This window comes from Paracidovorax sp. MALMAid1276 (assembly GCF_049198005.1).
Taxonomy (GTDB): Bacteria; Pseudomonadota; Gammaproteobacteria; order Burkholderiales; family Burkholderiaceae_C; genus Acidovorax.
Genome location: NZ_JBMIRS010000037.1, coordinates 1 through 14,448 on the forward strand (window position 1 = coordinate 1; position 14,448 = coordinate 14,448).

12 protein-coding genes are annotated in these 14,448 nt (G+C 68.1%); 7 read left to right on the forward strand and 5 right to left on the reverse strand.

What is annotated here, in order from left to right; translation table 11 throughout:
- Nucleotides 1–260 precede the first annotated feature (260 nt).
- On the reverse strand, nucleotides 261–1,640 hold the full coding sequence (locus ACOQFS_RS01845) for a branched-chain amino acid ABC transporter substrate-binding protein (protein WP_421561285.1): 1,380 nt from the start codon (nucleotides 1,638–1,640) through the stop codon (nucleotides 261–263).
- 94 nt (nucleotides 1,641–1,734) lie between these two features.
- On the opposite strand from ACOQFS_RS01845, the gene ACOQFS_RS01850 reads away from it, so the two are divergent.
- Nucleotides 1,735–2,121: an Hsp20/alpha crystallin family protein gene (locus ACOQFS_RS01850; protein WP_421561286.1), complete on the forward strand. Its 387-nt coding sequence runs from the start codon at nucleotides 1,735–1,737 to the stop codon at nucleotides 2,119–2,121.
- 104 nt (nucleotides 2,122–2,225) lie between these two features.
- Here the strand turns inward: ACOQFS_RS01850 and ACOQFS_RS01855 are convergent, their stop codons facing one another.
- From ACOQFS_RS01855 to ACOQFS_RS01870, 4 genes are all read right to left on the reverse strand, one after another.
- Nucleotides 2,226–3,542, reverse strand: a complete 1,317-nt coding sequence (locus ACOQFS_RS01855) for a nitrate- and nitrite sensing domain-containing protein (RefSeq protein WP_421561287.1) — start codon at nucleotides 3,540–3,542, stop codon at nucleotides 2,226–2,228.
- A 67-nt stretch (nucleotides 3,543–3,609) separates the two neighbouring features.
- A complete protein-coding gene (gene nirD, locus ACOQFS_RS01860; protein WP_421561288.1) occupies nucleotides 3,610–3,969 on the reverse strand; it encodes a nitrite reductase small subunit NirD in 360 nt (119 codons plus the stop codon).
- Between the two features lie 20 nt (nucleotides 3,970–3,989).
- Complete coding sequence (gene nirB / locus ACOQFS_RS01865) at nucleotides 3,990–6,533, reverse strand: nitrite reductase large subunit NirB (protein WP_421561296.1); 2,544 nt, start codon at nucleotides 6,531–6,533, stop codon at nucleotides 3,990–3,992.
- A 366-nt stretch (nucleotides 6,534–6,899) separates the two neighbouring features.
- Nucleotides 6,900–7,871 (reverse strand): helix-turn-helix domain-containing protein, encoded by a 972-nt coding sequence (locus tag ACOQFS_RS01870; RefSeq protein WP_421561289.1) that lies wholly within the window; start codon nucleotides 7,869–7,871, stop codon nucleotides 6,900–6,902.
- Between the two features lie 219 nt (nucleotides 7,872–8,090).
- On the opposite strand from ACOQFS_RS01870, the gene ACOQFS_RS01875 reads away from it, so the two are divergent.
- From ACOQFS_RS01875 to ACOQFS_RS01900, 6 genes are all read left to right on the forward strand, one after another.
- Nucleotides 8,091–9,284, forward strand: a complete 1,194-nt coding sequence (locus tag ACOQFS_RS01875; RefSeq protein WP_421561290.1) for an amino acid ABC transporter substrate-binding protein — start codon at nucleotides 8,091–8,093, stop codon at nucleotides 9,282–9,284.
- 21 nt (nucleotides 9,285–9,305) lie between these two features.
- On the forward strand, nucleotides 9,306–10,184 hold the full coding sequence (locus tag ACOQFS_RS01880; RefSeq protein ID WP_421561291.1) for a branched-chain amino acid ABC transporter permease: 879 nt from the start codon (nucleotides 9,306–9,308) through the stop codon (nucleotides 10,182–10,184).
- On the forward strand, nucleotides 10,181–11,122 hold the full coding sequence (locus tag ACOQFS_RS01885) for a branched-chain amino acid ABC transporter permease (protein WP_421561292.1): 942 nt from the start codon (nucleotides 10,181–10,183) through the stop codon (nucleotides 11,120–11,122). Before ACOQFS_RS01880 ends, ACOQFS_RS01885 begins: the two co-directional genes overlap by 4 nt.
- Complete coding sequence (locus ACOQFS_RS01890) at nucleotides 11,115–11,885, forward strand: ABC transporter ATP-binding protein (protein ID WP_421561293.1); 771 nt, start codon at nucleotides 11,115–11,117, stop codon at nucleotides 11,883–11,885. The genes ACOQFS_RS01885 and ACOQFS_RS01890 overlap by 8 nt, the downstream gene beginning before the upstream one ends.
- The gene (locus ACOQFS_RS01895; RefSeq protein WP_421561294.1) at nucleotides 11,882–12,592 is read left to right on the forward strand and encodes an ABC transporter ATP-binding protein; all 711 of its coding nucleotides are present in this window, start codon (nucleotides 11,882–11,884) and stop codon (nucleotides 12,590–12,592) included. Before ACOQFS_RS01890 ends, ACOQFS_RS01895 begins: the two co-directional genes overlap by 4 nt.
- Before the next feature lie 72 nt (nucleotides 12,593–12,664).
- Nucleotides 12,665–14,116, forward strand: a complete 1,452-nt coding sequence (locus ACOQFS_RS01900) for an aldehyde dehydrogenase (protein WP_421561295.1) — start codon at nucleotides 12,665–12,667, stop codon at nucleotides 14,114–14,116.
- The last annotated feature ends 332 nt before the right edge of the window (nucleotides 14,117–14,448 follow it).

A 14,448-nucleotide genomic window follows, 5' to 3' on the forward strand; every position in this document is an offset into this window, starting at 1 on the left:
GCCCATGGGCCCACACGGGCGGAACGAAAACAACCCGTTCGGGCTGAGCTTGTCGAAGCCCTGCGCCGCGCTTCGACAAGCTCAGCGTGAACGGATTGGAGGTGGGCCGGAGCGATCCAGCACAACGCCCTCGCCCCTGAACCCGGGGAACGGAATCACGGCAACCCGTTCGGGCTGAGCCTGTCGAAGCCCTGCGCGGCGCTGGTGCAGGCGCAGCGTGTACGCCCCGGTCAACGGATCAGTACAGATACCGGCTGGACTCAGTACCGCTGCATGTTGCAGCTGTGCGGCTGCTGCGCCTTGGCCGCCGGAATTTGCCGCACCACCCGGAAGCCATAGCCCGAGCCTTCCACGTCGAATTTCACGCCGGGCGCGCCCTTCCTGTCCATCACGCCCACCACCAGTTGCTGTTGGAACTGGTGGTCGGCCGCGCGCATGCTGCCGCCCTGGCCCGACAGCTGCACCTGCGCGTTTTCCAGCTGGCGCGCGACGGCCACGGCATCGGTACTGCCCGCGCGCTCAATGGACTGGGCCAGCGCCTCCACCATGAGCTGCATGCGCATGTGCACGTAGTCGTCCTGCGGCTTGGGAAAGCGGGTGCGGAACGATTGGTAGAACGCTTCGCTCTGCGCACCCGGTACGTTGGGCAGCCAGTCGGCCACGGCCACGACCTTGCCGATGCCGGCGTCGCCCATCGCCGCCGGTGCGCCCAGCGCATTGCCATAGAAGGTGTAGAAGCTGCCTTCGTAGCCCACCTCGCGCGCGGCCTTGACGAGCAGCGTGAGGTCGTTGCCCCAGTTGCCCGTGACCACGGCCTGCGCGCCGCTGGCCTTGATCTTGACGGCGTAGGGCGCGAAGTCCTTCACGCGGCCCACGGGGTGCAGTTCGTCGCCCACCACCGCCACGTCGGGGCGCTGCGCGGCCAGCTGCCTCTTCGCCTCGCGCAGCACGGCCTGGCCGAAGCTGTAGTCCTGGCCGATGAGGTACACGCTCTTGAGGGCCAGGTCCTCGCGCATCACCTCCATGAGCGCGGCCATGCGCATGTCGGCATGCGCGTCGAAACGGAAGTGCCAGAAGCTGCACTTCTCGTTGGTGAGAATGGGGTCCACCGCCGAGTAGTTCAAAAACAGCACGCGGCGGGCGGGATCGCGTTCGTTGTGCTTTTGGATGGCGTCGATCAGCACCGCCGCCGTGGCCGACGAATTGCCCTGCAGGATGACCTGCGCACCGTCATCGATCGCAGACCGCAAGGCCGACAGCGCCTCTTCGTTCTGGCCCTTGCTGTCGTAGCGCTCCAGCGACAGCGGCCGCGCACCGCCTGCTGCCGCCGGCAACTGCACGCCGCCCCGCGCATTCACGCGCTCCATCGCCCAGTAGATATTGCGGTACACGGCCTCGCCGGTGTTGGAGAAAGCGCCCGAAAGGCTTTCGATCAGCGCCAATTTCACGGGGCGCGCCTGGGGCACCGGCGCCGTTGCCGGGCGCGCCTGGGCCCAGGCCGTGGCCGGCGCCACCACCGTGGCGGCGACCACCGCCGCCATGGCCGCCAAGGCCGCTGTGGCCACACCCGCGGCAGACAAAGCGGAAAAACGTAAAGCCGCCGCGCCGCTTTTCAAGCCCATCGCTCGCAATTTATTCATGCCTCTTTTTCCCTTGAAATGCGGCGTGGCCGTACACACATCCTTGCCATGCGGCGACCACGTCGAGAGCCGCGCAGTGTATAGGAGCTACCCCATGATTTTCGCCCCCGTGATTCGCCGCGCCGCCTACGCCCCAGCCGCTCGCTCGGCCGACCTCGCCCTGCAGCGCTTTCTGCTGGGCACCCTGGCAGAGCCCACCGCCCGCTCGGCCGGCTGCACCGTCACCCAGGATGAAAAGTCCACCACCCTGCAGCTGGACGTGCCCGGCCTGGCGCGCGACCAGCTGTCGATCAGCATCGAAGGCAATGTGGTGCGCCTGCAGAGCGTGGAAGGCGCGCCCCGCCAGGTGCAGCGCGCCTGGGAACTGGCCGCCGACATCGATGCTGCCGCCAGCAGCGCGAAGCTGGAAAACGGCGTGCTCACGCTCACCCTCGTGCCTGTGGAGCCCGTCAGCAAGGCCGTCTCGCTGAACATCCAGTAAGGCTTTCAGCGGCGCGCTGGAGTGCGGCGGCGCTGCCGCCTCCGCCGCCATGCTGCAGCGCTGCCGTGCGCGCTCCCGCCAAATCCGGCGTGACTTGGCGTGAGTCAGCCCGCCCTGTCGCCCTTGCGGTCGGAATGTGCGAATGCGAGATCGGGCAGCGACAGCGTGGCTTCGGCCACGTCGAGCAGGCGGCGATTCTGGTCCATCGAGGTCTTCTGCAGCACACGGAACGCAACCTCCTCGTTCATGCCCAGACGGGCCATGAGCACACCCTTGGCGCGTTCGATCACCTTGCGCTCGTTGAGGGTGCGCCGTGCGGTTTCCAGCTCGGCCTCCATGCTGGCCATGCGCGCCGACTGGTCGCGCAGCAGCTCCAGCAGCGATGACGCGCCTTCGGCCCTCTGAGCCTCTGCGGCGGCTGGCGCCACCGCTGTCGGCGCAACGGCGATGTCGAAGAACCGGTCCACCGCGTGGGTGCGCTGCGGGGGGTTCTCCCGCAGGCCACGCAGCAGCCCCTTGGAGTCCTGCAGGTCCTGCTGCGCCTGCACGATGTGCGCGGCGCAGTCGTCGCGCAGGCGCTGCACCAGATCCACCTGCAACTGCCACAGTGCGGTGATGCGCTCGGTGCACACCTCGAACCAGGTGTCGCTCTGGTTGCTGTCCAGCGCGGCGCCGGGCCGGGCCACGCCCAGAGTGCGCCGCAGGCGTTCGAGCTGGGCCGTGCCCGGGGCCAATTGCAGCTGCTCCCAGCGGGCGCGCAGGGCCGGGTCAGCGAATTCCGCAAACGCACCCAGGCTGCGCTCCTGCGCGTCGATCAGGTGCAGCACGCGCTGCTGGTGCGCCTCGCTGCCCTGGCCCGAGGCAAACAGCAGCGCGCCCATGGCCCGCTCCTGGCCCGCCTCTTCCTGCGCCTGCACCAGGTGCACCAGGGCCACGAGCTGGCGCGACACGCTGGGCAGGCCGGCGGCATCGGCCACATGGAAGACCAGCTCGATCAGCCCCGCGATCAGGTGGCTGAACGCCGCGATGGAGTCGTGGGCCGTCATGGCCTGCTTGTCGATCTGGCTGCGCAGCGCTGGCAGTGAATCCAGCCCCAGCAGCGCCCAGGCCATCAGCGACAGGGCCTTGGCCGTGGCGCCCTGCGCGGGCTCGACGTGTTCGGTGAACTCATCGCGCAGGCGCGCCTCCAGCGCCACCACCTCGCCCACAGTGCGTGCACGCACGTCGGCGAAACGCTGCCCCTTGGACGCGAGATAGACGCCCGAGGCGCCGCGCTCGCGCTGCAGGCCTTCGATCAGCTGGCCCACCACATCCACCAGCGCTGCACGGCTGGCAAGGTGGCGCACGGCGTCAATCTCCAGCTGCCGCGCGCGCAGCACGAGGCTGGAAACGGACAAGGCTGCGGCGGCCGGCTCAGGCATCAGGGACTCCACGGTTCAAACAGGGAACCTATGCTAACCCCGCCGGGCCGCGTGCCATCGCATGCCGTCAGGCCAGGACCACGCGAATGCGCCCGCCCTCGGCGCGCACGCCGTGTGCCTGCACCGAATGCTCGGGCGCTTCGAGGCACTCACCGGTGCGCAGGTCGAAATGGTTCTTGTACAGCGGCGATGCCACCACAACGCGTTCGCCCAGGTTGCCGATGAGCCCGCGCGAGAGCACGCTGGCACCGGACTTGGGGTCCACGTTGTCGATGGCGAAGAACTCGTCGCCGCGGGTGCGGAACACCGCCACGTGGCGGTCGGCCACCAGCGCGCAGACGCCGGTGTTGGGCAGGATGTCATCAACGGCGCAGATGTCGGTCCAGGCGAGGGCGTCGGTGCTGCTGTTCATGGGGAGTGCGCTCATGGTGTTCTCTTCCTTCTTCTTCAAGCAGCCTGGTGGATCGGAATCACTTTGGCCGATGCCTGGCCGCGCTCTTCGGCGCGCGCCGGGCGGATCTGGCCACGCTCCTCGACAAAGAGCACGTTCTCATCGGCCTTGTCGCTGTTCACGAACGAGCGGAAGCGCTTGCGCGTCTCGGGGTCGGTCACGGCGGTCTTCCACTCGCACTGGTAGGTGGCCACCACGTGCTGCATTTGCGCTTCGAGCTCGGCGCACAGGCCCAGGCTGTCCTTTTGCAGCACATCCTTGAGGTAGTCGAGGCCGCCTTCGAGGTTCTCGCGCCAGGTGCTGGTGCGCTGCAGCCGGTCGGCCGTGCGCACGTAGAACATCAGCACCCGGTCGATCATACGCACCAGGTCTTCCTTGGACAGGTCGGACGCGAACAGCTCGGCGTGGCGCGGCTTCATGCCGCCGTTGCCGCAGATGTACAGGTTCCAGCCCTTCTCGGTGGCGATGACGCCGATGTCCTTGCCCTGGGCCTCGGCGCATTCGCGCGTGCAGCCCGAAACGCCGAACTTGATCTTGTGCGGGGCACGCAGGCCCTTGTAGCGGTTCTCCAGCTCCACGGCCAGGCCCACGCTGTCGCCCACGCCGTAGCGGCACCAGGTCGATCCCACGCAGCTCTTGACCGTGCGCAGTGACTTGCCGTAGGCGTGGCCCGACTCGAAGCCTGCGCTGATCAGCTCTTCCCAGATCAGCGGCAACTGCTCCAGGCGCGCACCGAACATGTCCACACGCGCACCGCCCGTGACCTTGGTGTACAGGCCGTACTTCTTGGCCACCTGGCCCACCGCGATCAGGCCGTCGGGCGTGACCTCGCCGCCGGGCATGCGCGGCACCACCGAGTAGGTGCCGTCTTTCTGGATGTTGCCTAGGTAGTAGTCGTTGCTGTCCTGCAGGCCCGCCAGCTCCTTCTTGAGCACGAACTCGTTCCAGCACGAGGCGAACACGCTGGCCGCCACGGGCTTGCAGATGTCGCAGCCCATGCCCTTGCCGTGTTTGGCCAGCAGGTCCTCGAAGCTCTTGATCTGGCCCACGCGCACCAGGTGGTAGATCTCCTGGCGCGAGTACGCGAAGTGCTCGCAGATGTGGTTGTTCACCGCCATGCCGCGGCGCGCCATCTCGGCCTTCATGACCTGGGTGACCAGGGGCACGCAGCCGCCGCAGGTGGCGCCGGCCTTGGTGCAGGCCTTCATCTCGGCGATGGTGCAGGCGCCATTGCCCACGGCCTCGCAGATGCCGGCCTTGGTGACGTTGTTGCACGAGCAGATCTGCGCAGTGTCGGGCAGGGCGTCCACGCCCAGGCCGGGCTTGGCCTTGCCGTCGCTCGACGGAAAGATTAGGAATTCGGGGTCCTCGGGCAGGGTGATGCCGTTGAGCGCCATCTGCAGCAGCGTTCCGTATTCGGTGGCATCGCCGATCAGCACGGCACCCAGCAGTTGCTTGCCGTCTTCGCTGATGACGATTTTCTTGTAGACCTGGCGGCGCTCGTCCACGTATTGGCAGGTGCGGCTGTGCGGGGTCTTGCCATGGGCGTCGCCGATGCTGGCCACGTCCACGCCCATGAGCTTGAGCTTGGTGCTCATGTCGGCGCCGACGAAGGCGGCGTCGGTCTCGCCCGCGATATGGCGGGCGGCCACACGCGCCATGTCGTAGCCCGGGGCCACCAGGCCGAAGGTCTGCTCGTTCCATGAAGCACATTCGCCGATGGCATAGACATCGTGGTCGCTGGTGCGGCAGGCGCTGTCGATGGCCACGCCGCCGCGCGGGCCGATGGCCAGCAGGCTCTGGCGCGCCAGCTCATCGCGCGGGCGGATGCCGGCGGAGAACACGATCATGTCGGTCTCCAGCCAGGTGCCGTCGGCAAACACCATGCGGTGGCGCGCGCGGGCACCGTCGGTGATCTCCTGGGTGTTGCGGCTGGTGTGCACCTGCACGCCCAGCTCCTCGATCTTGGAGCGCAGCACGCGCCCGCCGCCCTCGTCGACCTGCACGGCCATGAGGCGCGGCGCGAACTCGACCACATGGGTTTCCAGCCCCATGTCGCGCAGCGCCTTGGCGCACTCCAGGCCCAGCAGGCCACCGCCCACGACCACGCCGGTCTTGGACTTGGCACCCGCTGCCTGCATGGCCTCCAGATCCTCGATGGTGCGGTAGACGAAGCAGTGCTCGCGCTCACGCCCGGGCACCTGGGGCACGAAGGGGTTGGAGCCGGTGGCCAGCACCAGCTTGTCGTAGTGCAGCACCTCGCCATCGACCGTGGTCACGGTGCGGATGCGCCGGTCCACCGAGGCCGCGCGGGATGCCAGGCGCAGCGTGAAACCGGTGCGCTCGAAGAAGCCGGGTTCGACCAGCGAGAGCTGCTCGGCCGTGGTGCCGCTGAAGAAGGCCGACAGGTGCACCCGGTCGTAGGCGGGGCGTGGCTCCTCGCACAGCACGGTGACTTCGACACCGGTCATGCCGGTTTCGGCCAGGCTTTCGAGGAACTTGTGGCCGACCATGCCGTGGCCAATGAGAACGATCTTCATCATGCTTGCTCATCCTGCAAGAACCCGGGAACCTGGGTACAGGATGTGCAGCGCCAGTCGGCAAGGCACACCCTCCGCGGAACCACGGGCGTGGGTTGGAACTTCCGGGCGACAGACGGCGACAGCCGCAGTCAGCCCGGGTGTTCCGCCATCATTAGCGGAGGGGTTGTTATCGGCCCGCAGGCAGCTTTACCAGTGGGCAGTCGAGATTGAGCAATTACCGTGCCCGGGGTTTTGAGGGGGTTGCCACCGGTGGCCCAGCGGCATCGCGCAAAAGGCGCCTCGCCGCGGTGCAGCACCTCACCAAGTTGGGGCGAATGCCGGGCCGGGCGCCGCCCTGTCAAGGTGCCTGAGGATGATTAAAAGCTAGTGCGCCTGAACCTGCTGCCCTGACCGGGCCCGGTACTCGCTGGGGCTGAAGCCCGTGTGCGCCCTGAACAGGCGGCTGAAATGCCCGCTGCTGCGAAACCCCCAGGCCAGGGCGATGTCCGTGACCGAGCGGTGGGCCTGCGCGGGGTGGCACAGCTCGCGCAGGCAGGCCTCCAGCCGGCGGCGCTGGATGGTGGCGGCCAGGGTGTCGCCGTCGTCGGCCATGGCGTTGTACAGATGGCGGCGGCTGCAGTTGAGCGCCTGGGCGATGCGGTCGATGCTGAGGTCGGGGTCGGCCAGGTGGCGGTCGATGTACTGGCCTATGCGGTCGCGCAGCGCCTCGCGCTGCGACAGGGCGCTGTGCTGGCCGTTGCGCTCCAGCAGCGACAGCTGCACCAGGTGCGTGATGACGTCGGCCACGCCGTCGGCGGCCGCGGCCGACATGGTGGGCAGTTCGGTGAAGGCGGCGCGCATGGTGTCCCAGGCCAGGCGCGAAACCCCGGTGGTGCCCGAGAAGCGCTGCACCATGAGGTCGTCGAGCCGCATGCGGCGCTCGGGCAGGTGCTCCTTGGGGATCATCAGCACCATCTGGCGCACGGCCTCGGGGTTGCTCACGGCATAGGCGCGCGTGGTGTCGTACACGCTCCATTCGCCGGGCGACAGCCAGACCTCGCGGCCGTTCTGCTCGAAGCAGGCGCGCCCTTCGAGCTGGGCCACCACCTTGATGTAGGCCCGGTCGCTGCCGCGGATCAGGCTGGGGGTGCGCACCACGCGGTGGCGGCTCACGTCGAGCTGGCACAGGTTGACGTAGCCCGCCTGGCCCGAGGTGATGTGGCCTGCAAAGGCCTCATCACCAAAGGCGTCGGACTCCAGCCCGCCAATGAGGCGCCACACCGCGTCGCCCCACAGGTGCAGGCGGTCGCGCGGTGCCACGGTGTCGGTGGATACCTCGGTGAGGGTGTGGGCCATGCTGTCTCCAGTGCCAAGGGCTGCGCCAGGGCGTAGGCAGCGATTATCCCCGTGGCGGCTATTCCACCGCCCCGTGCGGAAATCCGGGTAAACCCGCTGCGCCGTGCACGCAGGGACCAGCGTTTTGTGCACGCTCAGCACAGCGCGAGCGCCCCCTTCTTCCTACCATCGGTCAACGGTCGGCACTGCGCGGGCCGCCCATCCGAGGAGACAAAGGAAATGGTTCAACAATCCAAGCGCCAATGGATCAAGGGCATGGCCGCCACCGTGGGCGCCATGTCGGTCGCCCCCCACCTGCTGGCCCAGCCGGGCCCCGTGCGCATCGGCTACGCGATTGCCCGCACGGGCCCCTGGGCCGCGGGCGCCCAGGTCAGCCAGGAGCCCAACTACCTGCTGTGGGCCGAACAGGTGAATGCCGCAGGCGGCCTGAGCGTGAAGGGCACCAAGCGCCCCATCGAACTCATCGGCTACGACGACCGCAGCGAAACCGAGACCTGCGTGCGCACCTACGAAAAGCTCATGGGCAGCGACAAGGTGGACCTGATCCTGCCGCCCTGGGGCTCGGGCGCCAACTTCGCCATCGCACCGCTGGCCAACCGCTTCGGCTACCCGCTGCTCGCGCCCACGGCGCTGTCGCGCAAGCTGATCGACATGAATCTGCCCTACTTCTTCTCGCTGCTGCAACAGCCCGACAAGATGATGGGCGCGCTGGTGGACATGCTGGTGGCCAACAACGTCAAGACCATCGCCATCGTCTACATGGACGACCTGTTTGGCCTGGAAAACTTCGCCGCGCTGAACAACGCGCTCAAGAAGACCAGCATCCAGGTGGTGGAGCGCAAGAGCTACCCCCTGGGCGTGAAAGACCTGGCCCCCGTGCTGCGCGGCATCAAGGACCAGAACCCCGACGCCTTCATCGGCATCACCTACCCGCCCGACACCATCCTGGCAAGCCGCCAGGCGCGCGAGGTGGGCCTGAACCCCAAGTTCTTCTACGCCTCGGTGGGCACGGCCTTCCAGCTGTACAAGAACGTGATGGCCGCCAACACCGAAGGCGTGATCGGCATGGGCTCGTGGAGCGTGAAGACCAGTCCCGAGGCCAAGGCGTATTTCGACGCCCACGTGAAGAAGTTCAACAAGGAACCCGACCGCTGGGCCAGCGGCCACGCCTGGGCGGGCCTGCAGATCCTGCAGCAGGCCGTGGAAAAGGCGGGCCTGGACCGCAAGGCGCTGCGCGAGCACATCGCCAAGAACGAGTTCCAGACCATCCTGGGCGGCATCCGTTTTGCGGGCAGCGAGAACGCATCGGTGCCCGGCACCGTGAGCCAGTGGCAGGGGAGCGACTTCGAGGTGGTCTGGCCCAAGGAACGCGCCACGGCGCAGCTCATCACCAGCAAGCCCGCCTGGAAATAACCCGCTGGAAAGAATCCGAACGTGTCTCTGACTTCCTGGGCCGAACTGGTCGCCAGTGGCCTCATTACCGGCGGCATCTATGCGCTGGTGGCCATGGGCCTGAACCTCCAATACGGGCTGATGCGCATCATGAACATCTCGCATGGCGAGTTTTTGATGCTCGGCGCCTTCCTCACCTGGTGGGCGCACACGGCCACGGGCCTCTCGCCCCTCCTGCTCATGCCGCTCGCATTCATCTCGCTGTTCGTGCTGGGTGTGGTGGTGCATGCGCTGTGCTTCAAGCGCCTGGCGGCGCGCGCGCCGAACGTGGACGTGTTCGAGGCGCGCAGCCTGATGGTGGGCTTCGGCCTCATGTTCCTGGTGCAGAACACCGCCCTGGTGATCTGGGGCGGCGACCTGCGCGGCTATGAATACCTGGCCGACCCGGTGCAGGTGGCGGGCATGCGCTTCACCGAGAACAAGCTGGTGCTGTTCGGCGTGGCGCTGGCGCTGTCGGCCGCGCTGATCGCGCTGCTCAAGCTCACCTTGCTGGGCAAGGCCGTGCGGGCGCTGATGCAGTCGCCCACGGGGGCGCAGCTGGTGGGCATCAACACGCGGCGCCTGCACCCCGTGATGTTCGGCATTGGCCTGGGCCTCTCTGGCGTGGCGGGCGCGCTGCTGTCGATGACCTACGAGATCTCGCCCTCGATGGGCGAGCCCTACACCGTGACGGCGCTCATCGTGATCACGCTGGGCGGCTTTGGCAGCCTGGCGGGCAGCCTGGCCGGCGGCCTGCTGCTGGGCGTGGTCGAGGCCCTGGGCATGCACTTCAGCAGCCCCTCTCTCAAGATGCTGCTGAGCTATGCGGTGTTCATCGGCGTGCTGATCTGGCGCCCCAACGGCCTCTTTTCCAAAAAATGAAATCTCTCCCTTCCAACAAGCCCTGGCTTGCGCTCGCAGCGGGCGTGTCGGTGGTCGGCACCCTGCCCTGGCTGGTGTCCGAGTTCGCGGCCTCGGTGCTGCTCAGCTGCCTGATGTACATCGCGCTGGCCACGAGCTGGTCGCTGTTCTGCGGCGCCACGCGCTACCTGTCGCTGGCCACCTCGGCCTTCTTCGGCATCGGTGCCTACGCCAGCGCCACGCTGCTGGCGGTGCTGCCCTGGCCGCTGGTCATCCTGGCCGGCGCGCTGATCGCCACGGTGGTGGCCGTGGTGATGGGTGCCGCCGTGCTGCACCTGCGCGGCACCTACTTCGCGGTGCTGACCTTTGGCATGACGGAGCTGATCCGCCATGCGGTGACCTTTGTCGAGAAGCAGGTCTCGGGCACCGTGGGCCGCGTGCTCACGGTGGTGCCCAGCAACGAGACCGTGTACCTCACGGTGCTGCTGATCGCCGCCGGCGCCATCGCCACGGCCATCGCCGTGAAGCGCAGCCGCTTCGGCCTGGCGCTCTCGGGCATCGGTGCCGACGAGCAGCGCGCCCAGACGCTGGGCGTGGACACGCGCCTGGCCAAGATCGCGGGCTTCGGCATCACCGCGGCCTTTGCCGGCGCCGTGGGCGCGGCCATGGCCGTGCGCTGGACCTACATCGAGCCGGCCGCCGTGTTCAGCCCCTTCATCGGCTTCCAGACGGTGCTGATCGCGCTGATCGGCGGTGCGGCCAGCATCGGCGGCCCCATCCTGGCGGCCATCGTGTTCAGCCTGCTGGCCGAAACGCTGCGCCTGCAGCTGCCCTATGGCTACATGATGGTGCTGGGCCTGCTGCTGATTTTGTGCGTGATGTACCTGCCCAACGGCCTGGCCACGCTGTGGCAGCGCAAGCGAAGCACGTCAGCGGATGCGGAGGTGCGACATGGCTGAAGCCCTGTTGACCATCGACAGCGTGACCGTGCGCTTTGGCGGCCTCACGGCCGTGGACGGCGTGAGCGCCACGCTGCATGCCGGTGAGCTCATCGGCATCATCGGCCCCAACGGCGCGGGCAAGACCACGTTCTTCAACGCCATCTCGGGCGTGCAGCCGCCCACGTCGGGCACGCTGGTGTGCGGTGCCGACAACCTGACCGGCAAGGGCCCGCACCACTATGCGGCCCATGGCATCGCGCGCACCTTCCAGACGCCGCGTGTGTTCCCCGACATGACGGTGCGGGGCAACGTGCGCTTCGGCATGCAGTTCGCAGGCCGCCACCGCCAGGGGCCTGCAGGCCTGCGCACCGAGGACGAGATCCTGGCCATGCTGGGCCTTGCCCACCTGGCCGAGCGGCCCGCCGCCGACGTGACACCCTCGCAGCAGCGCCTGCTGGAGATCGGCATGGCCCTGGGCACGCGCCCGCGCCTGCTGCTGCTGGACGAAGTGGCCGCTGGCCTGACCGAGGCCGAGGTGGACGCCATGGCCCAGCGCATCCGCAGCCTGCGCGACGAGTACGGCCTCACGGTCGTGTGGATCGAGCATGCGGTGACCACGCTGCTCAAGTACGTGGAGCGCGTGCTGGTGCTGCACCAGGGCCGCAAGATTGCCGACGGCACTCCCGCCGAGGTGGTGCGCGACCCGCAGGTGATCGAGGCCTATCTGGGCGACGAAATGAGCCAGAACACAGAACGCGCAGAACAAGGAGCCACGGCATGAGCGGCGCACAGCTTTCGGTGCAGGGCCTCACCACGGGCTACAACGGCTTTCAGGTGCTGCAGGACCTGTCGCTCACGGCCACGCCCGGCATCACCGTGATCGTGGGCCCCAACGGCGCGGGCAAGACCACGCTGCTCAAGGCGCTGGCGGGGCTGCTGCCGCGCCAGGGCACGGTGCAGCTCGACGGCCAGGCCGTGCCCGCGATGAACGCCACGGCCTGCGTGCAGCGCGGCCTGGCGCTGGTGGCTGAGGGCCGCCAGCTGTTCCCGCAGATGACGGTGACCGAGAACCTGGAGCTGGGCGGCTGGCTGGTGCCGGGACGCGTGCGTGCGGAGCGCATGGCGCAGGCGTTTGACGACTTTCCGCGCCTCAAGGAACGCGCCACGCAGCTGGCCGGCACCATGAGCGGCGGTGAGCAGCAGATGGTGGCTGTGGCCCGCGCCATGATGAGCGGCCCGCGCCTCTTGATGCTGGACGAGCCCTCGCTGGGCCTGGCGCCGCGCATGGTGGACGAGCTGCTCGCCATCGTGCAGCGCATCGCCGCGCAGGGCGTCACCGTGCTCATGGTGGAGCAGAACGTGCGCAAGGCACTGCAGGTGGCCCAGCGCGGCTATGTGCTGGAGCGCGGGCGCATCGTGGCGTCTGGCGAGGCCTCCGAACTGCTGCAGTCCGACGCGGTGCGCCAGGCCTATCTGGGCGTGGCCTGAACGCGCTGCTGCACCACTCCACCCCGACCCGTCGTATCCAACTTTCTTTCCTCTTCATCCGGGAGACATTCCATGACCGCCATTTCCATGCTGATCAACGGCGAGCGCGTGCAGGCCACGGGCGGCGCCACCTTCGAGCGGCGCAACCCGCTCGACGGCTCGGTGGCCACCACCGCCCCCGCCGCCACGGTGGCCGACGCCGTCGCAGCGGCCGACGCTGCCGCCAAGGCCTTCCCCGCCTGGTCGGCCCTGGGCCCCAATGCGCGCCGCGAACTGCTGCTCAAGGCCGCCCATGCGCTCGAAGCCCGCACGGCCGACTTTGCTGCTGCCATGGCGGCGGAAACCGGCGCATCCGGCATGTGGGCCGGCTTCAACGTGCACCTGGCTGCGGGCCTGCTGCAAGAGGCCGCCGCGCTGACCACGCAGATCGCCGGCGAGGTGATCCCGTCCGACGTGCCCGGCAGCCTGGCCATGGGCGTGCGCCAGGCCGCCGGCGTGGTGCTGGGCATTGCGCCGTGGAACGCGCCCGTCATCCTCGGCGTGCGCGCCATCGCCACGCCGCTGGCCTGTGGCAACACCGTCATCCTCAAGGGCTCGGAGCTGTGCCCCGCCACCCACGGCCTGATCATCGAAGCGCTGCAGGAGGCCGGCCTGCCCACCGGCGTGGTGAACTTTGTCACCAACGCCCCCGCCGATGCAGGCGCCGTGGTCGAGGCCATCGTGGCCCACCCGGCCGTGCGCCGCGTCAACTTCACCGGTTCCACCAAGGTGGGCCGCATCATTGCGCAGACCTGCGCCAAGTACCTCAAGCCCGTGGTGCTGGAGCTGGGCGGCAAGGCCCCGCTGCTGGTGCTGGATGACGCCGACATCGACGCCGCCGTGGCCGGCACCGTGTTCGGCGCGTTTGCCAACTCGGGCCAGATCTGCATGTCCACCGAACGCATCATCGTGGACAACGCCGTGGCCGACGAATTTGTGGCCAAGCTGGGCGAGCGCGCCAAGGCCCTGCCGCTGGGCGACCCGCGCAAGGGCCCGGTGGTGCTGGGCTCGGTGGTGGACATGGCCACGGTGCAGCGCTGCAATGCGCTCATCGACGACGCGCTGGCAAAGGGTGCCATGCTGGTGTGCGGCGGCAAGAGCGACAGCACGTTGATGCAGGCCACGGTGCTCGACCATGTGACGGCCGCCATGGACATCTACCGCGAAGAATCCTTCGGCCCGGTCAAGCCCGTGGTGCGCGTGAACGGTGTGGAAGAAGCCATTGCCTGCGCCAACGACAACGAGTTCGGTCTCTCATCCGCCGTCTTCAGCCGCGACGTGGCCAAGGCGTGGAACGTGGCCGCGCGCATCGAGTCGGGCATCTGCCACGTGAACGGGCCTACGGTGCATGACGAAGGGCAGATGCCGTTCGGGGGGGTGAAGAGTTCGGGCTATGGACGGTTTGGCGGAATGGCGGGGGTGCGGGAGTTCACCGAGCTGCGGTGGGTGACGGTGCAGACGACGCCGAGGCACTATCCGTTCTGAGAATTACCCATGTTTTTTGGCTTCAGCGCTTATTGGATAAGCGCTGAAAGCTATTATTTTTGCAGTACTTCATTGCCTGCTTGTGTTCAAGCTGAGCCTGTCCAAGCCTGGGCGCCCCCCATCCGTTCGGACTGAGCCTGTCGAAGCCGGGGCGACTCCCCGACCCGTTCGGGCTGAGCCTGTCGAAGCCGGGGCGACTCCCCGACCCGTTCGGGCTGAGCTTGTCGAAGCCGGGGCGACTCCCCGACCCGTTCGGGCTGAGCTTGTCGAAGCCGGGGCGCGCTCGCAGGCTCGCTGATCGGCAGCATGCCTCGTTCAAGGGCGGGAGCCGG